The 20,383-nt window shown below is 74.1% G+C and carries 19 protein-coding genes and 1 pseudogene; 7 read left to right on the top strand and 13 right to left on the bottom strand.

Annotated elements, in window-relative coordinates:
• Positions 1 to 9 precede the first annotated feature (9 nt).
• Complete coding sequence (locus ACIRST_RS02695) at positions 10 to 384, top strand: hypothetical protein (protein ID WP_402799423.1); 375 nt, start codon at positions 10 to 12, stop codon at positions 382 to 384.
• On the opposite strand, the gene ACIRST_RS02700 is transcribed toward ACIRST_RS02695, so the two are convergent.
• Both ACIRST_RS02700 and ACIRST_RS02705 read right to left on the bottom strand, forming a co-directional pair.
• The gene (locus ACIRST_RS02700; RefSeq protein ID WP_402799425.1) at positions 365 to 1,462 is read right to left on the bottom strand and encodes an alkene reductase; all 1,098 of its coding nucleotides are present in this window, start codon (positions 1,460 to 1,462) and stop codon (positions 365 to 367) included. The genes ACIRST_RS02695 and ACIRST_RS02700 overlap by 20 nt on opposite strands.
• Before the next feature lie 34 nt (positions 1,463 to 1,496).
• Positions 1,497 to 2,927: a condensation domain-containing protein gene (locus ACIRST_RS02705; RefSeq protein ID WP_402799427.1), complete on the bottom strand. Its 1,431-nt coding sequence runs from the start codon at positions 2,925 to 2,927 to the stop codon at positions 1,497 to 1,499.
• Between the two features lie 196 nt (positions 2,928 to 3,123).
• Between ACIRST_RS02705 and ACIRST_RS02710 the strand changes: the two genes are divergently transcribed.
• Both ACIRST_RS02710 and ACIRST_RS02715 read left to right on the top strand, forming a co-directional pair.
• Entirely contained in the window at positions 3,124 to 4,482 is a 1,359-nt protein-coding gene (locus ACIRST_RS02710) for an MFS transporter (protein ID WP_402799429.1), read from the top strand.
• Positions 4,483 to 4,638: 156 nt separating this feature from the next.
• A pseudogene (locus ACIRST_RS02715) lies at positions 4,639 to 4,725 on the top strand (DNA-binding response regulator); the annotation flags it as partial.
• Positions 4,726 to 4,792: 67 nt separating this feature from the next.
• Here the strand turns inward: ACIRST_RS02715 and ACIRST_RS02720 are convergent.
• A complete protein-coding gene (locus ACIRST_RS02720; RefSeq protein ID WP_350522067.1) occupies positions 4,793 to 5,278 on the bottom strand; it encodes a MarR family transcriptional regulator in 486 nt (161 codons plus the stop codon).
• An 82-nt stretch (positions 5,279 to 5,360) separates the two neighbouring features.
• Here ACIRST_RS02720 and ACIRST_RS02725 point away from each other — a divergent pair, with 82 nt between their 5' ends.
• Together ACIRST_RS02725 and ACIRST_RS02730 are read left to right on the top strand one after the other, a co-directional pair.
• Entirely contained in the window at positions 5,361 to 6,617 is a 1,257-nt protein-coding gene (locus ACIRST_RS02725; protein ID WP_350522066.1) for an alpha/beta hydrolase, read from the top strand.
• 200 nt (positions 6,618 to 6,817) lie between these two features.
• Positions 6,818 to 7,237 carry a TOBE domain-containing protein gene (locus ACIRST_RS02730; protein WP_350522065.1) on the top strand — a complete coding sequence of 140 codons (420 nt, stop codon included), beginning with the start codon at positions 6,818 to 6,820 and terminating at the stop codon, positions 7,235 to 7,237.
• A 79-nt stretch (positions 7,238 to 7,316) separates the two neighbouring features.
• Here ACIRST_RS02730 and ACIRST_RS02735 read toward each other — a convergent pair whose 3' ends face one another.
• Complete coding sequence (locus tag ACIRST_RS02735) at positions 7,317 to 8,129, bottom strand: class I SAM-dependent methyltransferase (protein WP_350522064.1); 813 nt, start codon at positions 8,127 to 8,129, stop codon at positions 7,317 to 7,319.
• Between the two features lie 278 nt (positions 8,130 to 8,407).
• Positions 8,408 to 8,980 carry a carboxymuconolactone decarboxylase family protein gene (locus ACIRST_RS02740; RefSeq protein WP_402799433.1) on the bottom strand — a complete coding sequence of 191 codons (573 nt, stop codon included), beginning with the start codon at positions 8,978 to 8,980 and terminating at the stop codon, positions 8,408 to 8,410.
• Positions 8,981 to 9,270: 290 nt separating this feature from the next.
• On the opposite strand from ACIRST_RS02740, the gene ACIRST_RS02745 reads away from it, so the two are divergent.
• A complete protein-coding gene (locus ACIRST_RS02745; protein ID WP_350522092.1) occupies positions 9,271 to 9,729 on the top strand; it encodes a DinB family protein in 459 nt (152 codons plus the stop codon).
• A 25-nt stretch (positions 9,730 to 9,754) separates the two neighbouring features.
• Here the strand turns inward: ACIRST_RS02745 and ACIRST_RS02750 are convergent, their stop codons facing one another.
• Together ACIRST_RS02750 and ACIRST_RS02755 are read right to left on the bottom strand one after the other, a co-directional pair.
• The gene (locus tag ACIRST_RS02750) at positions 9,755 to 10,249 is read right to left on the bottom strand and encodes a hypothetical protein (protein WP_402799436.1); all 495 of its coding nucleotides are present in this window, start codon (positions 10,247 to 10,249) and stop codon (positions 9,755 to 9,757) included.
• A 243-nt stretch (positions 10,250 to 10,492) separates the two neighbouring features.
• Positions 10,493 to 12,070, bottom strand: coding sequence for a CehA/McbA family metallohydrolase (locus ACIRST_RS02755; protein ID WP_402799438.1), 1,578 nt, complete (start codon positions 12,068 to 12,070; stop codon positions 10,493 to 10,495).
• Between the two features lie 355 nt (positions 12,071 to 12,425).
• Between ACIRST_RS02755 and ACIRST_RS02760 the strand changes: the two genes are divergently transcribed.
• Positions 12,426 to 13,265, top strand: a complete 840-nt coding sequence (locus tag ACIRST_RS02760) for a polysaccharide deacetylase family protein (protein WP_350522060.1) — start codon at positions 12,426 to 12,428, stop codon at positions 13,263 to 13,265.
• A 104-nt stretch (positions 13,266 to 13,369) separates the two neighbouring features.
• Here ACIRST_RS02760 and ACIRST_RS02765 read toward each other — a convergent pair whose 3' ends face one another.
• The 6 genes from ACIRST_RS02765 to ACIRST_RS02790 form a co-directional block, all read right to left on the bottom strand.
• The gene (locus tag ACIRST_RS02765) at positions 13,370 to 13,753 is read right to left on the bottom strand and encodes a barstar family protein (protein WP_402799440.1); all 384 of its coding nucleotides are present in this window, start codon (positions 13,751 to 13,753) and stop codon (positions 13,370 to 13,372) included.
• Between the two features lie 104 nt (positions 13,754 to 13,857).
• On the bottom strand, positions 13,858 to 14,517 hold the full coding sequence (locus ACIRST_RS02770) for a 4'-phosphopantetheinyl transferase (protein ID WP_402799441.1): 660 nt from the start codon (positions 14,515 to 14,517) through the stop codon (positions 13,858 to 13,860).
• A 116-nt stretch (positions 14,518 to 14,633) separates the two neighbouring features.
• Positions 14,634 to 16,976, bottom strand: a complete 2,343-nt coding sequence (locus ACIRST_RS02775; protein ID WP_402799443.1) for an arylsulfatase — start codon at positions 16,974 to 16,976, stop codon at positions 14,634 to 14,636.
• Positions 16,973 to 18,571, bottom strand: a complete 1,599-nt coding sequence (locus ACIRST_RS02780) for a dipeptide ABC transporter ATP-binding protein (RefSeq protein ID WP_402799444.1) — start codon at positions 18,569 to 18,571, stop codon at positions 16,973 to 16,975. Before ACIRST_RS02780 ends, ACIRST_RS02775 begins: the two co-directional genes overlap by 4 nt.
• Complete coding sequence (locus tag ACIRST_RS02785; RefSeq protein WP_402799446.1) at positions 18,568 to 19,431, bottom strand: ABC transporter permease; 864 nt, start codon at positions 19,429 to 19,431, stop codon at positions 18,568 to 18,570. The genes ACIRST_RS02780 and ACIRST_RS02785 overlap by 4 nt, the downstream gene beginning before the upstream one ends.
• A gap of 4 nt (positions 19,432 to 19,435) precedes the next feature.
• The gene (locus ACIRST_RS02790) at positions 19,436 to 20,380 is read right to left on the bottom strand and encodes an ABC transporter permease (RefSeq protein ID WP_402799448.1); all 945 of its coding nucleotides are present in this window, start codon (positions 20,378 to 20,380) and stop codon (positions 19,436 to 19,438) included.
• Positions 20,381 to 20,383: the final 3 nt, after the last annotated feature.

Here is a 20,383-nt window from a genome sequence, read left to right on the forward strand (position 1 = left end):
GTACACCGCGTGGCTGGAGACGAAGAGGTAGCGGCCGACCCGGTCGCCGAGCGCGTCCACGGCCTGGTCGACGTGGCGCGGGCGGTAGCCGCTGACGTCCACCACGGCGTCCCACCGGCCGTCGCGCAGGGCGTCGAGGTCACCGGTGTCGCGGTCGCCGATCAGGTGGCGGGCGGCGGGGAAGAGGCCGGGGTTGGTCCGGCCGCGGTTGAACAGGGTGACGTCGGCGCCGCCGCGCAGGGCGTCGTCGGCGATCGTGCGACCGACGAAGGAGGTGCCGCCGAGGACGAGGATCCGCATGGCGCCAGGCTAGGGCTTGGTGCCGGCCGGAATGCGGGTGCGGACGGGCGGCGGGGCGGGTCGGTCAGCGGGTTCGGTCGGTGAGCCGGGGGTAGTCGGTGAGGCCGGTGGCGGTCTGGCCGTAGAGGTGGGTGTGGTCGACGGGGGTGAGCGGGGCGTGGGTGGCGAAACGTTCCGGCAGGTCGGGGTTGGCGATGAACGCGCGGCCGTAGGAGACCAGGTCGGCGAGTCCGGTGGCGAGTACCGCCTCGCCGCGTTCGCGGTCGGTGGCGGCGCGGTTCTCGCCGACGTTGCCGATCAGCGGGCCGGACCAGCGGGGGCGCAGGTCGGCCAGGGCCGGGTAGTCGTCGTTGTCGGTGAGGTGGAGGTAGGCCAGGCCGAGGCCGTCGAGTTCGGTGAGCAGTGCCCGGTAGACCGGCGCCGGATCGTCCTCGTGCATGCCGAACTGCGGGTTGCCGGGGGACAGCCGCAGGCCGAGGCGGTCGGGGCCGATGGCGTCGGCGACGGCGGTGACCAGTTCGACCGGGAAGCGCAGGCGGTCCGCGAGTGTGCGGGGCCCGTACTCGTCGGTGCGCAGGTTGGTGTTGTCGGCCAGGAACTGGTGGATCAGGTAGGAGTTGGCGCCGTGCAGTTCGACGGCGTCGAAGCCGGCGGCGAGCGCGTTGCGGGCGGCGTCGACGTGGTCGGTGACCGCCTGGCGGATCTCCTCGCGGGTCATCTCGCGCGGGGTGACGGCCTCGGCCTTGCCGCCGCCCTTGACGTGCACCGGGCCCGGCGCCATCACGGCGGAGGGGCCGGCCGGCAGGTCGCCCAGCAGCCGGTTGAGCGGGTGGCCCTGGCGGCCGCCGTGCATCAGCTGCGCGACGATCCGCCCGCCGGCCGCGTGCACGGCCTCGGTGACGGCACGCCAGCCGGCCACGTGCGCGGGCGTCTCCAGGCCCGGCAGGTGCCAGCCGGACTGGCCGCGGCTGCTGGGCCAGATGCCCTCGGTGACGATCAGGCCGGCGCTCGCGCGCTGGGCGTAGTACTCGGCGACGACGGGCAGCGGCGTACCGTCCTCGGCTGCCCGGTACCGCGTCATCGGGGCCATGACGAGGCGGTTGGGGAGGTCGAGCGAGCCGAGGCGGTACGGGCTGAGCAGGGATTCCGTGGTGGTGGTCATGCCGGAACCGTAGAACCTGACACCAATGTCAGGTTCAAGCGCCGGCGGCCTCCCCGGTGCTCGGCGGGTTGGTCGGCGGGGTGGTCGGCGGGGCCGTGGTCGTCGCGGCCACCGTGACGGCCTCAGTGAGGACCAACTCTTCCATGCCGTGGAGGAACCGCTCCATCGCCGGGCGCGGGATGACCGAAGGGTCCGCCGTCATGGCGAGGCTGAGTGCCTCGGGGGACTGCAGGGCGTCCAGGGCGTAGGTCAGGCCGGGGCGCGGCTCGAACTCCACCGGCCAGGTGAGGGTGGTCCGGTCGTGGCCGGGGTCGGGTGCCGCGGGCAGTAGCTCGCGGGTGTCGTTGAACACGCAGGAGCGGTCGGCGAGTTCGACGCCCTCGGTGGTGAGCCGGTCGACCTCCGCGGCCAGGGCGAGCTTGTCGAAGTAGGCGTGGCGGTAGGTGCCGATCGCGGCCGCGTGGGTGCGGCGCACCACCTCGCCGAACTCGCCCGTGGTGTCGGGGAGATGGAACAGTCCGTCGCCCGCGACCACGCCGACCGCGTTGGCCAGCTCGGGCAGGAAGCGGTTGTTGACGACCACGTTCAGCACGACCTCCGTCCGGCCGGCGAGTTCGGCGGTCATCGTGGCGACCGCGGCGAGCAGCACGGAGGACGTGCTCACCCGGTGGGCCGCGGCCACCTGCTCGACCGCCCGGGCCAGGGCGGGGGAGCGGAGCACGGCGTTCGGGAAGCGGGCGGGGGCGTCGGCGGCGGGGGCGTCGGCGGCGGGGGTTCCGCCGGTCGGCGGGAACAGCCGGGGCGGGCCCAGGCGCAGCTTGCGGACGAACTGCTTGCGGGCCGCCGTGTCCCGTCGGACTCCGCGTTCCGAGAGCTGGAACTCGGCTTCCTGCAGCGGCTGTCGGGCCGGTTCGCGGAGCCCTGCCAGCTGCTCGGGCGAGTGGCCGAGGCTGAGTGCGGTGAGGTCCGCGACCAGCCGGCTCATCCCGGAGCCGTCCACGGCCGTGTGGGAGAGCACCAGGCTGATGTGCCGGGCCAGGCCGTCCGCCACGACCACGCCGACCCGGATCGGCCACCGGGTGGCGGTGTCGAAGGGGCGGGCAGCAAGTTCCTCGTGCAGGCGGGCGCCGAGGTCCGCCGGGCCTTCGGTCGGGGTGGCGGACCGCACCTCGACCTTCAACGTGCCTTCGGGGTCGAGGACTTGGCGCAGTCGGCCGTCCTCGTCCGGGAGCAGTCGGGTGTGCAGCGAGTCGTGCAGGTGCAGCAGCTGTTCCAGTGCGCCCAGGACGACGGGCAGTGGCAGCCCCGGGTCCAGTGGCGCGGCGGTGGTGATGTTGTAGCGCGGCGCGTCCGCCGGGGCGAGCCGGCGGACGGCGTCCCAGATGGCGTGTTGGCCCCAGGTGGCGGGTCCGGACCCGGCCCGTCCGGACGAGAAGGCGATCTCCAGCGGTTGACGTGTGCTCACCGTGTGCTCTCCGTAGTGCGGTGGTCATGGCGTCGTGCCGGTGCGTTGGGAGCGCGGGTGCTGCTGGGGAGAGTGTGGCGCACGGCTCGCGGCGCGTCGAGGGCGCGGCCGGCCGGGGGAGGGGGTTCCCTGATTGTCTTGATGTGAAGTATCTTGATGTCGAGATTGATGTCGATCATGCAAACGGGGGCCTGCCATGCGGGGGAACGGACTGATCGCGCAGCTGCGGAAGCCTCCGGGCGGCCGGGATGCGCGCACCATGCTGCTGGCGCAGTGCGTCGACCGGACCGGGACCGGGGTGTGGGCGGCGGCCTCGGTGCTCTACTTCACCTACGTCTGCGGGATGGACGCCCGGCAGCTCGGCCTGCTGCTGGGAGTGGGCGCGGTGGCCGGGATCGCCGGCTCCCCGCTGGCCGGCCGGGCGGCCGAACGGGTGTCGGTGCGGTGGCTGCTGATCGGGTGCCACCTGCTGCGGTTGGGGACCATGGGCCTGCTGCTGGTGGTCGACGACTTCGGCGCGCTGCTCCCCGTGGTCGCCCTGACCTGCCTGGCCGAGCGGGCCGCCAAGACCCTGGAGATGCTGTTCGCCACCCGGGTCGCGGGCGAGCGGCGCGCCACCTACCAGGCGCTGTTCCGCAGCGTGGCCAACGCCGGGTACGCGCTCGGCGCGGGCATCTCGGCGATCGGCCTCGCGGTGGGCACCACGGCCGCCTACCGCACGCTGATCCTGGCCAACGGACTCTCCTTCGTCCTGGCCGCCGTCCTGGTCTGGCGCACCCGGGAGCCCGCCGGACGCGGCCTGGTGACGGCGGCCTCCGGTGCGGAGCCGGCCGCGGTCCCGTCCGCCGCGCCGAGCCCCTGGCGCGACCGCGGCTACCTGCTGTTCGTCCTGCTGGACATGCCGCTGAACCTGGACGACTCGATCCTCAACGTCGGCCTGCCGCTCTGGCTCGTCCACCACACCGACGCGCCGCGCGCCGTCGTGCCGGTCTTCCTGGTCCTCAACACGGTGCTCGTGGTGCTGCTGCAGCTGCGCGTCTCGGCAGTGGCGGAGGGCCCGCGCGGGGCGGCCGCAGCGGTGGGCTGGTACGGGGTGACGCTGTTCGGCAGCTGCCTGCTGATCGTGCTCGCCACCGGCGGCGGGCCGTGGACCGCCTCGATCGCGCTGCTGGCCGCGGCGATGCTGGTCACCCTGGCGGAGCTGATGCGGTCGGTGAGCTCCTGGGAGCTGGCGGTCGTCCTGGCGCCGCCGGGGGCCCGGGCCTCCTACCTGGGGGTGGCGGGGATGTCCCAGTCGGTGCAGAAGTCGGTGGGCCCGCTGCTGCTGACCGGGGTGGTGATGGCGGCCGGACCGGTCGGCTGGGTGGGCCTCGGCGCCGCGACCGTCGGCCTCGGCGCGCTCCAGCGCCGGGCCAGCCTGCGCCGGCTGGCGGCGCTGGCCGGCTCGACGGCGTCCGGTGCGACTGCCGCTGCTCCCGGTATGTCGGCCGCTGCGCCCGCTGTCCCCGTGGGCGAGCCGGCGAAGCGGGCGGGGGCCGGGGCCGGGGTCGGCTGAGCCTGCGCGTCGGCGCTGCCGGCCCGACGCGTTCGGGGTCGGCGCGCGGCGGCGCCGGCCCGGAGCGCGGGACCGGACTGACCGGGCCGGCCGACCGGATCGCCGTCGTGGACGGCACACTGACGGTCGGCAGTCCGCCCGGCGGAGGGCCCGCGGGTGGTGGTCGCCGAGGACGGCGTGCTGCTGCGCGAAGGGCTGGTCGGCCTGCTGGCGCGGTTCGGGCACCGGGTGCTGGCGGTGCTGGAGTTCCTCCGGGCGTGACGCCGTGCAGGGCCGGGCCCCGTCGGAGTCGGCTCCGTCGGGGCTCCCGTCAGAGTCGGTCGTAGACGGCGGACAGCCGGTGCAGGACCTCGGTGGCGCGGTCGAGGTCGTCGGCGTCGTAGTCGGCGAGGTCGGCGTGCAGGGCCTCGGTGAGTGCTTCCTGGCGCTGTCGGTGCCGCTCGCGCCCGTCGTCGGTGAGCGCGACCACGACGGAGCGCTTGTCCTCCGGCGGGCGGGTGCGGGTGACGTACCCGGCCGCGACCAGGCCGTTGACCAGTTGGGTGGTGGCGGCTCCGGTGGTCTCGGTGCCCGCGGCGAGTGCGCTGATGGTCAACGGGCCCTGGTCGGCCAGCGTGCGCAGGGCACGGGCGTGGGTGAGTGAGAGGGCCCCGGGGGTGCGGGTGGCGCGACCGCGCAGGCGGGCGTCGGAGGCACTGAGTCGGTAGGCGGCGCGGGCCAGGCGGTCCAGCGCCTGTGCGCGCTCGGGGGCGGGCGGCCGGTCGGCCATGGTCGGTCCTCCGTGGTGGGTTGACAACAGCTTAGTCTAAGTACTTAATAGCTAAGTACTTACAAATTAAGTACTTAGCTACTTGCTCCGATCCCAGAAGGAGACCTTCATGACCGTCCGTTCGACCGGCCAGAGCTGGGCCCTGGACATCGCCCTCGCTCAGGGTGGATTCGATGCGCTGCACCCCGAGGCCGTCGGGACCATGGAGCAGCTCGGCCACGACCACACCGACTTCGCGAAGGTCTTCGCGCTGGTCCGCAGCGGTGCGATGCTGCCCAAGGCGTGGGCGACGGTGGCCGGCCAGGCCGAGGAGAGGGCCGCTCACCACGAGCGCGGCGGTTTCTCGCAGACCGCCGCCGACCTCTACCTGCGGGCCGCGGTGATGTGGGGCCGCGCGCAGTACTCGATCTTCGACGCGGCCGACCCGCGCAAGGCGGCCATGCGTGAGCGCGCCGACCACTGCGTGGCCCGGCTGGGCGCGCTGCGCGACGGCCGGGTGCGGCGGGTGGAGCTGGACTTCGAGGGCTCCACGATCCACGCCCTGTTGCACCTGCCCGCCGGCCCCGTGGAGAACGCGCCGGCCGTCATCCTCGGCCCGGGTATGGACATGATCAAGGAGGACTACATCTGGGCGGCCGAGCGGTACTACACCTCCCGCGGGATGGTCGCGCTGTCCGTCGAGGGGCCCGGCCAGGGCGAGAGCCGGGCTGGCGGGCTCACCGTCGATCTGACCAACTACGAGCGGGCGATCGGCCGTTACCTCGACCACCTGGCCGGGCTCCCGGAGGTCGACGAGACCCGGATCGGCATGTTCGGCATCTCGATGAGCGGCTACTGGGGCTCCCGGGCGGCCGCCACCGACGGGCGCCTGGCCGCGCTCGCCGCGTTCGAGGCCGTCACCGGCGACTTCGCGACCATCTTCGAGCGCGCCCAGCCCACCTTCAAGAACAACTACATGTACATGGCCGGGTACACCGACGAGGCGGCCTTCGATCGCGACCTCGCCCGGCAGATGCCGCTCGGCGACCTGGTCGCCGACATCACCTGCCCGGTGCTGTACGGCATCGGCGAGTTCGACGAGCTCACCGACCTCGGCCAGGCGATCGAGAGCTTCGAGCGGATCCGGGCGCCGAAGGAACTGCGGGTCTACGAGGACGAGTTCCATCCGCTCGGCGGCGTGGCGGCCGAGGCGTTCCGGTTCGGCGCCGAGTGGCTGGAGCGCGCCCTCGCCGGCCGATTCGCCGAGCCGGGCCGCGACGTGCGCCACTACGTCCATCGCGACGGCCGCACCACCGACGGCAGCGCCGACCCCACCTGGTGGCGCGGTGCGGCCCCGACCCGGCTGGCGGTCGTCCGTCGGGGCTGAGGCGGGACGCCGCCGCGGGGCGGGCCGACGGGCCCGGCCCGCGGGGGCCGAGCGCAGCTGCGAGGGTGTCCGGCGATCTGTCCTGGCAGCTGCCCGGCGCCACGCCGACTGCTGTGAGCTGCGGTTTCCCCCGACTACGGTGGAGGTGCGCGACCGGACCCCGTGGAACAGCCCGACGACCCGAGATCGAGGTACCCGTCATGAGTCTGAGCATCCGCAACCAGCTGTCCGGCACGGTCACGTCCGTGGCCGAGGGCGAGGTGATGGCCACCGTCAGGCTCCGGCTGGACGGCGGCCGCGATCTCACCGCTGCGGTCACCCGGGACGCGGTCAAGGACCTCGGCCTGCACGAGGGCAGCCGGGTGCGGGCCCTGGTGAAGTCGACCGAGGTCGCCCTGGCCACCGGCCCCGTCGAGGGCCTGAGCATCCGTAACCAGCTCCCCGGCACCGTCTCCGCCGTGACCAGCGGAGCCGCGATGGCCGGTGTGAAGGTCGCCGTGGACGGCGGCGAGCTGACCGCGGCGATCACCGCGGACGCCTGCGCCGATCTCGACCTGGCGGAGGGCCGCGCCGTCGTGGCCCTGATCAAGTCGACCGAGGTCTCGCTCGCCACCGCCTGAGCCCGGGCACGCCGCGGCCCGTCCCCCGGGGAGGGGACGGGCCGCGGCCGGCTGTGGGCCGGCACCGAATCGCGTGGGTTCAGGGGCGGGTGGCCGTGACCAGGTGGTAGTCGAGCAGGCCGTTGCGCCAGGCGGGGAGGAAGTTGCGGGTCCAGTGGCCGGGCGGGACGGTGTCGGTGAGGTAGCGGTCGAGGCCGGGCCAGACGTCCGGGCCGATGGACTCGGCGCGGACGCTGGTGAAGCCGGCCCCGGCGAGGTCGGTGGTGAAGCCCGCGAGGGTGTGCGGGACGTCGAGGCCGTCGGCGAAGCTGGCGAGGAGGATGCTGAGCCGTTCGGCGATCTCGGGGCCCTCGGCGGCGAAGAAGGTGGTGACGGCGAGCCGGCCGCCGGGGCGGAGGACGCGGGCGGCCTCGTGGGCGAAGCCGGTCAGTTCGCGGAAGTGCTGGGCGGCCTCGACGGAGTACAGGCCGTCCAGGGAGGCGTCGGCGAAGGGGAGTTCGTCGGCCGCGCCGATGGTGTAGCCGAGCCGGTCGGGGTAGGTGGCCAGCGCCTTGGCGTTGACGGCGCGGGCGCGTTCGACCTGGTCGGGGTGGATGTCGACGCCGGTGACGGCCGCGAAGCGGAACTCGCGCAGGGCGAGGGCCGCGCCCAGGCCGCGACCGCAGCCGACCTCCGCCAGGCGCAGCCGTTCGTGCGGCTCGGGCAGGGCCCGCAACACCCGCCGGTAGAGCTGCTCCTGACTGTGCACCCGGTCCTCGGGGGTGAGGGCGGTGAGGTCGATGCCGTGCCAGTCGCCGAAGTTGATGAACCCTCCTGCGAAGCTGGCTGCTTTGGACAGATCGCCGGCGCCGTAGGTCTGCCGTACGGTCGGGGGGATGCGGTTGTGGTCCATGGGCCGCTGGGTCTCCTGCTCGGTGGGCGCCCGGCCGTCGGACGCGCCGAGGTACGTACCCAAACCGGTGGTTGCCCGAACACGGTACGTGATGGACGGGTGTGTCCGGTGGGAAAGGGGCGCGGCGGTGTTGCGAGGGGGCTCGGAACACCGCCGCGCGACCGGGGGCGGCTACCGGGCGGGGCCGGTTGCCGCGGGGTGGTCAGCGGCTGAGGGCCGTCGGCCGGTCGAGCCGGGTCTGCGGTGGGTGACGAACGGATCGCCGGTCGGGGCCCCGGTCATGCCGGGCGCCCTCCGGTGGCGGGGCGCCCGGCGAGCGGGACCGCGCAGGAGTCGGAGAAGCCCTGCGAGGAGACGCCGTTGGCGATGTTGCTCCGGGCGGCCATGTTGACGAAGGCGACGTAGGCGGTGAGTTCGACCATCGCCGCCGGGCCGAGGACGTCGAGCAGATCCCCGTACTGCTCGTCGGTGACGGTGGGCGGCGTGACGGACATCGCCTCGGCGTACGCCATCACGTCCCGCTCCAGCGGGGTGAACACGTCCGAGGCCCGCCAGTCCGGCACCCGGCTCGCCTTGGCGAGGTCCAGGCCCTGGTTCTGCGCCTGGAAGTAGTTGATGTCCAGGCACCAGCTGCAGCCGACCAGCGAGGCCACGGCCATGTGGGCGAAGGACTTGAGGCTCTCGTCGAGCGCGTGCCAGGCTGCGATCCGCCCCGCGAACTCCTGGTTCGAGACGGCGACCTCCGGGTTGTGCCAGAGGACCTCGGTGGGCTCGAAGACGGCGCCGAACGCCTTGACCATGGTCTCGCCGAGTTCGGCGGGCAGCTGGGCCTTCGGCAGACGGAGTGCCATGGGGTTTCCTCCCTGTGTGGTGGCTCGTTCGGGCATGAAGACACCGCAGGGCGGCCGGATGTGACAGGCGGCGGAAAAAAATTAATGCCGGGCGGGGCGGCGGGTTCGCTACAGTCCGCGAGGATTCCTGCGGCCTCGACGCCGGGGCCTTGATCCCTCGGCCCCGGGTCTCGGCCCTGCGGCCACGGCTCCGCGGCCTTGACGAGATCCCGACCGGACCTGAGGAGAACGACACCGTGAACGTCCCCGACGAACGCCCCGCACCGCCGCTGACCGGCGGCGAACGCGAGATGCTGCGCGGCTTCCTGGACTTCCACCGGGCGACCCTCGCCCTGAAGTGCGAGGGCCTGAGCGACGAGCAGCTGCGGCAGCGCGCCAGCCCGCCGTCCACCCTGACCCTGCTCGGGCTGGTGCGGCACATGGCCGAGGTCGAGCGCACCTGGTTCCGCCGGGTGATCGACGGCGAGGACGTCCCGCTGGTCTGGTCCGCCGAGGGCGACTACCAGGCCGCGTACGACGCCACCGGCGCCACCCGGGCCGAGGCCTTCACCGCCTGGCGGACCGAGGTCGAGCACTCCCGCCGGATCGAGCTCGCCGCCGAGAACCTCGACGTCACCGGCTTCCAGCCCCGGTGGGACACCGAGGTGTCACTGCGGCTGGTGATGCTGCACCTGATCCACGAGTACGCCCGGCACAACGGGCACGCCGACTTCCTGCGCGAGGCGATCGACGGCGTGGTGGGGGCGTAGCCCTCGGCGGCTTCGGCGGGGCCCGCTACCAGCCGAGGAGGTGGGTGCAGCGGGTGAGGGCGGTGAGGACGGACTTGGCGACGGTCTCGTGGGTGAGGTCGGCGGTGTCGAGGGTGTGCGAGCCGCCGTCCCCGGCCGGTCCCTCGTGGAGGACGACGTAGTGCAGGGCGGAGCCGGTGGCGCGGCTCTCGCGGCGGAAGGTGTCCAGCCCGGCCGGGACGGCCGGGGACTCCACGACGACCTGGTAGCCGCGGGTCGCGTACGCGAAGGCGGCCTGCGCGGCGGCGGCCAGGGCGGTGGCGTTCTGGCGGCCGGCCTCCGGCAGGTGGGGCGGGAGCCGGCCGCTGCGGATGACCCGCAGGAAGTCGTCCGTCCGCAGGTGGACGCTCGGGTGCAGCTCCTGTGCGAGCAGCTCCGCGACCGGGCTGTTCCCGGCCCCGGACGGGTCGACGAGGACCAGGACGCCCCCGGCGCCCCGGCCGCCCCCGAGCTCCGGCCCACCTACGGTCGTACGGTTCACAGCTGCTGATCCCTTCGCGGGCCGGGGACGGTCGGGTAGCCGGGGCGAGGCGGTCGGAGTGCGAAGGGGCTGGTCGGCACATATCCGGACAGCCGACCGCCTCGTCCCTACGACTGATGCGTCTCGGGGATCAACCTAGTCCAAACGGGTGCCCCGAGTCGTCCCCCACCCGGCCTACGGACGGGTGGCCGCGGTCGCTCGGTGACCGCCCGGTGAGCGCTCGGTGACCGCCCGGTGTCCGTTCTAGTTCCCCTCTGCGCGCAGGATGATCGGGTTGGTGAGCGCCGCCATCGGGCCCCACGGCAGGTCCGGGCCCATCGCGTTGCCCTTGCCCGGGGTGCCGTCCGGCTTCGGGTGGCGCACCTCGGCCCGGACGTACGCGGCGAGCGAGGCCGTGGTGCGCCACACCACCGTGCCGGAGCCGCCGGCCGGCAGCGACTCCTGGTGCATCTGCCCCTCGTCGGTGATCAGCCGGACCGTCCCGCCGGGCACCCCGGAGACGGTGAGCGTGACGTCCACGGGCGCGTCGGCCGGGACGGTCAGCTCCTCGCCGATGCCCGCCTGCCGGCCGTGCCCGGTCACGGTGAACTCCAGCCGGACGGCGCCGGATTCGGCGATCCAGCTGCGGCCGTCGCGCAGCCCGTCGAGGACGGCGTCCCGGGTGAGGTCCTCCGCGAGCACCACGTTGTGCGGGGAGCCGATCACCTGCGGCTCGCTGTGCGCGTCGCTGTTGCCCAGGGCGGGCAGCCAGGAGCGGCCCTCGCGCAGGGCGACGGCGAGCCGGCCGTCCCAGGTGTCCACCGCGGACTCGTCGTCGTACGTCCAGGGGCCGTTCCACACCTCGACGGCGTCGGCCTGCTCGTAGCCGAACTTCCACTGGCAGGCGACGTACGGGCAGTACGGGTGCGCGGGCACCACCAGGCCGCCGGAGCGGTGGACCTGGCGGACGAAGCGCGGGAACTCCTCGTCGCGCGAGCGGTAGCGCCAGTCGACGAACTGGCCGGCCTCCAGGCCGAGGGCCAGCCAGTGGCCGTTGCGGGTGGTGATCTCCTCGCCCGGGACGATCAGCAGGTCCGGGCCGGCCAGCGGGCCCCATACGGCGTGCGAGGAGCTGGTGTTGTGGTCGGTGGAGACGATGAAGTCCAGGCCGGCCGCGCGCGCCCCGGCCGCGACCTCCTCGGGGAGGCGCCGTCCGTCGGAGTGGACGGTGTGCAGGTGGCAGTCGCCCCGGTACCAGGCGCGGCCGCGGCCGCGGGCCCGCTCGGCCGGGTAGTGCGGGGTGAACTGCGGGCCGGGCGCGCCGAACCTGAGGGTGACCTCGACGTGGTAGTCCAGGCCCTGCGGGGCGACCTGGTACGGGCCGAGGACGACGTGCCAGGTGCCGGGGCCGATCGGGCCGGGGAGGTAGCCGGGGGTCGCGGCGGAGCAGGAGAGGCTGAACTCGGTGCGGAAGCCGCCGGACCAGCCGCGGAAGCCGGGGCCGCCGAGGTCGGTGCCGCGTTCGTCGAAGATGCCGATGTCGCAGGAGTTGCCGGGGGTGCCGGCCGGGACCGGGGGCTTGTCGTAGCCGTACGAGACGGCGATCTCCCGGACGCCCTCGGGGACTTCGACCGGGAGGTAGACGAAGTCGGGGGCGCCGGTGGGGAGATGGCCGGTGAGGGTGAGGGTGCGATCGGGGGGTGTGGCGGCGGGCGCGGCCGGGGCGGCGGTGGCCTCGCCGGTCGTGGCGGCGAGGCCGAGGGCGGTGGCGGCGCCGGTGGCCAGGCCGGTGCGGAGCAGGTCCCGGCGGGCGGGGCGGGGTGTGCTGGGTTCGGTCGGCATCGAGGTCTCCGGGTCGGGTCGGGTCGGGTCGCTCGCGTGCCTACCCGGGTGAGTGAACCGGGGGTGATTCCGGGGTGAGTCGGGGCCCACGGGGGCGGGGCGGGTCGGTGAAGAGGGGGCGGGCGGGGGCCGGGGGCGAGTTGCGGGGAGTGACGAATGGTCGGTTCATAGTCATGTAATCGGTGGATATCCGGATGGAATGGACAGGGAGGCTGGCGTGGCGCTGAGTCGGCGGACGCTGCTCGTGGTAGTGGCCGGAGGCGTACTGACGGGGTGCCGGGCCAGGCCGGCGCCGACCTCGCACGCCGGGGCGGCCCCGTCGTCAGTCTCCGCTCCGGGGGCGGCGGACGCCACGGTGGGCGGCATATCCTCGGCGGCGAGCGCCGCACCGACCCAGGATCCGGCGACCGCCGTGCCCGCCGAGACCGCCACGGCCACCGCGACGGCCGACGCCGCGGCGACTCCCGCGCCCACCCCGGCTCCGGTGAAGGAACCGACCCGGGCGGAGACGGTGGACCGGTACGCCGCCGTGGCCCCGACGGACTGGGGCCTGGAGGTCGCCGGGGTGATCACCGAGCTGCCCGACGGCGAGCGCGCGACGGCCCTCACCTTCGACGCCTGCGGCGGCCCCGGTGGCAACGGCTACGACGCCGACCTGATCGACTTCCTGCGGGCGAACGCCGTCCCGGCCACGCTCTTCCTGAACGCCCGCTGGATCGACGCCAACCCGGACGAGTTCGAGCAGCTCGCCGCCGACCCGCTGTTCGAGATCGGCAACCACGGCACCGTCCACCGCCCCCTCTCGGTCACCGGCCGCTCCGCCTACGGGATCGCCGGCACCGGCGACGTCGGCGAGGTCTACGACGAGGTCGCGGGCAACGCGCGCAAACTCACCGGGCTGCTCGGGCACCCGCCCCGCTTCTTCCGCTCCGGCACCGCGCACTACGACGACGTCGCCACCCGGGTGGTCGCCGACCTGGGCCAACGGGTGGCCGGCTTCACCGTGAACGGGGACGGCGGCGCGACGCTCAGCGCCGCCCAGGTGCGGCAGGAGGTCGGGTCGGCCGGGCCGGGCGCGATCGTGATCGGCCACATGAACCACCCGGGCGGCGGGACCGCGCCCGGGGTGGCGGCGGCGCTGCCGGGGATGCTGGCGGCGGGACGGCGCTTCGTCCGGCTCTCGGACGTGCTGTAGGCCCGGGGCCCGGACCGGCCGGCCTTCGGGAGCGCGGCGCCAGGCGGGTCGCGTCGGCCTTCGGGCGTGCGGCGCCAGGCCGGCCGCGTCGGCCCTTGGGCGCGCTACACCAGCCGGAGGCCGCCCGGGTGCTCCTCCTCGATGATCCGCACCAGCCAGTCGAAGACCGTCGGCCCCTCGCCCGCCCGGGCGGCGGCCAGCTCGGTGCCGACCCACTCGCGGTTGGTGGGGTGGCAACGGCCCAGCCGCAGCTCCAGCTGGCGGACCGTCTCCGGGTACCCGAGCCTGCGGCGGGAGGCCTCGTGGTCGCGCCACTCGATGAGCCAGTCGCCGTCCTCGGGCGTGCCGAAGCCGCCGCGCAGGCAGTCGGCGAAGGCGTCGAGGTTGCGGCCGAAGTAGCCGTCCACGCCGATCTCCTGCCCGACGACGTCCCAGAAGTCCTCCAGGGAGCCGATCCTGCTGCCGTCGATCACGTAGGTCACCGTCACGGGGTCGAGGATAGGCCCGGGTGGTGAACGGCGGGTGCGATGATCGGCGGCCGCCGCGACGACCGCCGTTGCTCCGGACGAGGCTGCGGTCGCTGCCGCTCCTGCTACTGCGCCGGGTCCACGGCGATGGCGGTGGCGAGCAGGCCGTCCCGGACGGTCCAGCGGCCGTCGAATCCCGGCAGCCGGCGCCCGCCGACCACCGGGCCCGGGACCAGCAGGCGGGCGGTGAAGGTGCCGTCCGGGGAGAGGTCCAGTTCGGCCTCGCTGAACTCCAGGAAGAGCCCGGTCAGCGGGAACCACGCCTTGTACACCGACTCCTTGGCGCTGAACAGCAGGCGTTCCCACGGGGTGCCCGGGTCGGTGGCGGCCAGGTCGGCGAGCCGCTTCTGCTCGACGGGTAGTGCGACGACGTCCAGGACGCCCTCCGGCAGTGGCAGTGCGGGTTCGGCGTCGATGCCGACGGAAGCGAGGGCGCCGGCCCGGGCCACGGCAGCCGCCCGGAAGCCGTCGCAGTGGGTGAGGCTGCCGATCACGCCGTCCGGCCAGCTCGGCGCGCCGCGCAGGCCCGGGACGAGCGGGCGGTAGGGGACACCGAGCCGGGCGAGGGCGGTCCGGGCGCAGTGCCGGACGGTGGTGAACTCGCGGCGCCGCTTGTCGACGGCGTTGGCGACGGCCGCCGCCTCCTCCGGCTCCAGCCGGGCCTCCGGGGGGTCGTCGTACGCCACCTCGGTCACCACGACGTCCGGCAGCAGGTCCCCGATCACCCGTTCCCCCCTCGGTCGGTCGCGCGGGGTCGTCGCCGCGCGGCACGAGGGTAACCCGGCCGGGGGGATCTCCGGGGGCGAACGGGGACTGCGGCCGGAGTGCGTGGACGCGTGCGCTACTCGAAGGCGGCCGCCGCCTCGCGCAGTGCCCGGGCGACGGTCTCCGGGTCGTACGGTGCCGGCTCGCCGGGCAGGTAGGTGACGGCGTGCAGCGCACCGGTGTAGCGGAAGGAGCGGTGGCGCTCGTGGACCGGCCAGGACACCGGCGACTTGCGGTCGATCCCGACGCTGATGCCCTGGAACGGCGCCATGCCGATCAGCTGGTGGACCGGGCCGAGCCGGCCGCCCTCGGTGCCGTCCACGAGCAGGCGGAACTCCCACCTGAGGTCGGCGACCGCGGTGGCCTCCAGGGTGACCAGCCGGGTGCCGTCCGGCAGGGGTCCGCCGTCGGCCTCCAGCAGGTCGCCGTACTGGTTGTAGGCGAGGCGCAGCCGGCCGTCCTCGACGTACAGGCTGTAGCCCCCGCCCTGGTCGCCGTGCGACACCAGGACGCCCTGGTCGCCCGTCCGGTAGCCGTCGAGGGCGACCTCGACGGTGAAGGAGCGGAAGGAGATCAGCCGGGAGGAGCGGTAGCGCTCCAGCTCGGGGGTGCCGGGCAGCAGGGTGACCGGTCGGCGCAGGCGGTCCGCCCCGGGGCCGCGCAGGGCGAGGGCGCCGCTGCCGTCGGCGAGCGGGAAGACGCCGTTGCGCCAGGCGGCGGCCTCCCAGGCGGCGGACAGCTCCTTGACCAGGCCGGGGTGGTCGGCGGCGACGTCGTGGATCTCGGTGGGGTCGGTCCGGAGGTCGTACAGCGCCCATTCGCCGTCGTCGTACTCCGCGCCGGGGCGGTGCAGGGTGACCAGCTTCCAGCCGTCGCGGTAGTAGCTGCGGTTGCCGGTCATCTCGCAGTACTGCTCGGGGTGGGTGCCGGGCGCCGCGCCGTCGCGCAGGACGGTGGCGAAGCTGATGCCGTCGAGTTCCTGGACGGGGCGGTCCCGGCGTTCCGACGGCCTCTGCACGCCCGCGAGTTCGAGGAGGGTGGGGAGGATGTCGGTGACGTACTGGTACTGGGCGCGGACGCCGTCGTCGCCCTCGGCGCGCGGCAGTCCGGCCGGCCAGGACAGGACGAAGGGGACGCGGACGCCGCCGGCGTAGGTCTGGCCCTTGTAGAGGCGGAAGGGGGTGTTGGAGGCCATCCCCCAGCCGCGCGGGTAGTGGACCAGGCTCTGCGGGCCGCCGATGAGGTCGATCTCGCGCCGGACGTCGGGGTTCCAGTCGTCCGGGAGGTTCGGGTGGTGGACGAAGCGGCTGAAGTAGCTGCGGGTGCCCTCGGCGCCGCCCTCGCCGGTGCCGCCGTTGTCGCTGGTGAACACGATGACGGTGTTGTCGAGTTCTCCGAGGGCGGCCAGGGTGTCGGTGAGCCGGCCGAGGTTCTGGTCGACGTTGTCGACCATCGCCGCGTACACCTCCATGTAGCGGGCGTACAACTTCTGCTGGACGTCGGTGAGTTCGTCCCAGGCGCCGACTTCGTACCCGGCCTCGGAGTTGCGCTCGGGTAGTTCGGTGCCGGGCGGGAAGTGACCGGCGGCGAGCTGGCGGGCGAAGCGGCTGCGGCGCAGTTCGTCCCAGCCGCCGTCGTAGCGGCCCCGGTGGCGGGCGAGGTCCGCGGGCTTGGCCTGGAGCGGGCCGTGCACGGCGTTGTGGGCGAGGTAGAGGAAGAAGGGCTTGTCGGCGTCGTGGGCGCGCAGCGACTTGACCATCTTGACGGCCTGGTCGGTGAGGTCGTCGGTGTAGTAGTAGCCGTCGGGGAACTCGTCGATGTCCAACGGGGTGTTGTCGCGGACGAGTTGGTGCGGGTGGAAGAGGCTGGTCAGGCCCTCCAGGACGCCGTAGTACTGGTCGAAGCCCTTCTGCAGGGGCCAGTTGGCGCGGTCGTCGGCCGCGTTGGAGGCCGAGTCGCGGGTGAGGTGCCACTTGCCGACCGCGTAGGTGGCGTAGCCGGCGTCGTGCAGCAGCTCGGCCAGGGTGGGGATGTCCCCGGCGACCTCCATGCCGTAACCGGGGAACCCCGGGTCGGCGTTGGCGACGAAGGAGTAGCCGACGCGGTGCGGGTTGAGGCCGGTGAGCAGGGCCGCCCGGGCGGGCGAGCAGAGCGGCATGGTGTGGTAGTTGGCGAGTTTGACGCCGGTGGCGGCGAGGCGGTCCAGGTTCGGGGTGGGGATCTCGGCGCCGAACGGTCCGATGTCGCTGTAGCCCATGTCGTCGATCAGGACGACGACGATGTTGGGGGCGCCCTCGCGCGGGCGGACCCGCCGGGGCCAGGCGGGGGTGGACTCGCGGAAGGTGCGGCCGACGGTTCCGGGGAAGTCGGCGTAGGGGTCGCGGCGGTGCGGGTTCGCTTCGGGCGGCGTGCCGGTCATGCGGTGCTCCGGGTGGTGGCTCGGGCCGGCTCCAGCCGCGGGACGGCGGCCAGGAGCTCGGCGGTGTAGGGGTGTTCGGGCGCGGTGACGACGCGGTCGGCCTGGCCGGTCTCGACGATCCGGCCGCGGTGCATCACGGCGATCCGGTGGCTGACCCGGCGGACCACGGCCAGGTCGTGGGCGATGAAGAGGACGGCCAGACCGAGTTCGCGCTGGAGCCGGGCGAGCAGGTCGATCACCTGGGCCTGGACCGAGACGTCGAGCGCGGACACCGGCTCGTCGCAGATCAGGACGCTCGGTTCGGGAGCCAACGCCCGGGCGATGCCGATGCGTTGGCGCTGGCCGCCGGAGAAGGCGCGCGGGTGGCGGTCGGCCGCGGCCGGGTCCAGTCCGACCTGGGTCAGCAACTCGGCGACCCGCTCGGCGCGCCGGTCGCGGTCGCCGAGGCCGTGGGCGATCAGCGGCTCGGCGATGATCTGCCCGGCGGTCATCCGGGGGTTGAGCGAGGAGTACGGGTCCTGGAAGACCAGTTGGACCTCACGGTGCGGCCGCGGGCCGGGGTCCTGGCCGCGGAAGCGGATGCTGCCGGCCGAGGGCGCGTGGGCCCGGACCAGCGCCCGGGCGAGGGTGGACTTGCCGGAGCCGGACTCGCCGACCAGGCCGAGCGTCTCACCGGGGTAGAGGTCCAGGTCGACGCCCCGCAGGGCGGCGGCGGGGCGACGCCGGGAGCCGTAGCTCTTGGTCAGGCCCCGGACGGTCAGCAGGGGCCGGGAACCCGGCGTGCTGTTGGCGGCGGCCCGGGAGGGCTCGTCCAGGCGCGGGACGGCGGCCAGGAGTTCGCGGGTGTACGGGTGCCGGGGTTCGCTGAGGAGCCGGGCCGTGGAGCCCTGCTCGACCACCCGGCCGTGGCGCATGACCAGGAGCCGGCGGCAGGTCCGGGCGATCACACCGAGGTCGTGGCTGATCACCACCAGCGCGGTGCCCTTCTCCTGGTTGAGCCGGGTGAGCAGGTCGAGGATCTGCCGCTGGACGGTCGGGTCGAGGGCGGTCGTCGGCTCGTCGGCGACCAGCACCTCGGCGTCGTGGGCGAGCGCGAGGGCGATCATGATCCGCTGGCGCTGGCCGCCGGAGAACCGGTGCGGGTGGTCGCGCAGCCGCCCGGCGGCGTCCGGGATGCCGACCAGATCGAGCAACTCGACTGCCCGGGCGGTGCGTTCGACCTTCGGTCGACGCTCGCCGTGCGCCCGCAGCGCCTCGTCCAGCTGCCTGCCGACGGTGAGGACGGGGTTGAGCGAGGACATCGGGTCCTGGAAGACCATGGCGATCCGGCGCCCGCGCAGGGTGCGCAGCGCCTCCTCGGGGAGGGCGCCGAGGTCCTGTCCGGCGAGTTCGACGGAACCGGCGGTGATCCGGCCGCCCGGCGGCAGCATCCGCAGCAGGGCGAGGGCGGTGGTGGACTTGCCGGAGCCGGACTCGCCGACGATGCCGAGGGTGTCGCCCGCCGCGAGCCGGAAGTCGACGCCGTCCACGGCGGTGGTGTGGTCGAACCGTACGGTGAGGCCGCTGACGTGCAGCACGTCGGGCACGGTGGTCATCGGCGGATCCCCCGGTTCAGGGCCTCGGCGATCAGCGTGAAGCCGAGCACCAGCGCGGTGGTGGCGGCCAGTGGGGCGGCCGCGAAGGTCGGGTCGGTGGCGAGGTAGCCGACGGACTGGCCGAGGATGCTGCCGAGGGTGGGCTCCGGCGGGCGGACCCCGAGGCCGAGGAAGCTCATGGCGCCCTCGATGAACACGCCGAGCGAGAGCGCGACGGCGGTCTGCACGACCAGCGGGTCGACGGCGTTGGGCAGCACGTGCCGCAGCAGCACCCGGCTGCGGGAGGCGCCTGAGACGCGGGCCGCCACGGCGTACTCGCGTTCCCGCTGGACCAGGATGCCTGCGCGCAACTGCCTTCCGAAGCCCGGTACTTCGGCCAGGGCGATGACGATCACCACCGGCCAGCGGCCGGGGCCGAGGACGGCGGTCACGGCGAGGGCGAGGATCAGCCCGGGGAAGGCGAGCAGCAGGTCGAAGGCGCGCTGGACGGCGAGGTCCGCCCACCTGGAGGTGGCCGCGAGCAGCGCCGCCGAGCAGCCGAGCAGCGCGCCGGCCGGGACGGCGGTGACGATCAGTGCGAGGTCGGTGCCGATGCCGTGCAGCACCCGGCTGTAGAGGTCGCGGCCGAGGTCGTCGGTGCCGAAGGGGTGGGCGGTGCTCGGGCCGGCCAGGGCGAGCGCGCTCTGGGCGTTCGGGTCGGAACCGGTGAGCAGCGGTGCGAGCAGGCCGGCGAGGGCGACCACGCCCACCAGGACGAGGCCGGTCAGGCCGCGCCCGGTGAGCAGGGCGGAGAGGTGACGGTGCTTCGTCGTGGGGGAAGCGGTCGCGGGGGAAGCGGTCGTGGTGGTGGCGGTGGTCATCGGGTCACTCCCAGCGGATCCGGGGGTCGAGCCAGGCGTACGCGAGGTCGGTGAGCAGCTGGACGGCGACGTAGACCGCCACCACGAGCAACAGCAGGTCCTGCACCACCGGGTAGTCCCGGCGGGCGACTCCCTGCTCGATCAGCCGGCCGAGTCCCGGCCAGGCGAAGATCCGTTCCACCAGGACGGCCCCGGCGACAAGGTGGCCGATCTGCAGGCCCAGGACGGTGACGGTGGAGGGCAGCGCGTTGGGCAGCGCGTGCCGCCACACGATCCGGCGGCGGGAGACGCCCAGCGCCGTCGCGGTGCGGACGTAGTCCTCGGCGAGGGCGCGCTCGATGCCGTCCTTGAGGTGGCGGGCGAGCACGGCGGCGCTGGGCAGGGCGAGGCAGAGCGCGGGCATCGCCAGGTACTGGACGGCCAGGTCGGGTGCGTCCAGCAGGGACTCGTGGCCGCCGGGCGGCAGCAGCCCGAGCGAGACGGCGAACACCAGGACCAGCACCACACCGGTGACGAAGGGCGGCACGGCGAGTGCGGCCGTGGTGAGCGCCCGGACCGCGACAGCGACCGGGCGGCTGCGGGTGGTCGCCCCGGCCAGCGCCAGCGGCAGCGCGATCAGCACCACCAGCAGCAGTGCGCCGAGGGCGAGTTGGGCGGTGGTGCCGAGCCCGTTGCCGATCAGGTCGGAGACCTGGCCGCCGATCGCGTAGCTCGGCCCCGGATCGCCGCTCAGCAGGTGACCGAGCCAGCTCACGTACTGGCCGAGGACCGGCTGGTCCAGGCCGAGTCGGGAGCGGACGGCCTCGACGGTCGCGGGCGAGGCGTCGGGCCCGGCGAGGGTGGTTGCCGGGTCGCCGGGGATGAGGCGCAGGATGAGGAAGACCAGGAAGGAGGCGAGGGCCAGGACCAGCAGTCCGCTGGGGAGGCGTTTGATGAGGAAGGTGCGCATGGG

Source organism: Kitasatospora sp. NPDC101447, from assembly GCF_044767225.1.
Lineage (GTDB): Bacteria > Actinomycetota > Actinomycetes > Streptomycetales > Streptomycetaceae > Kitasatospora.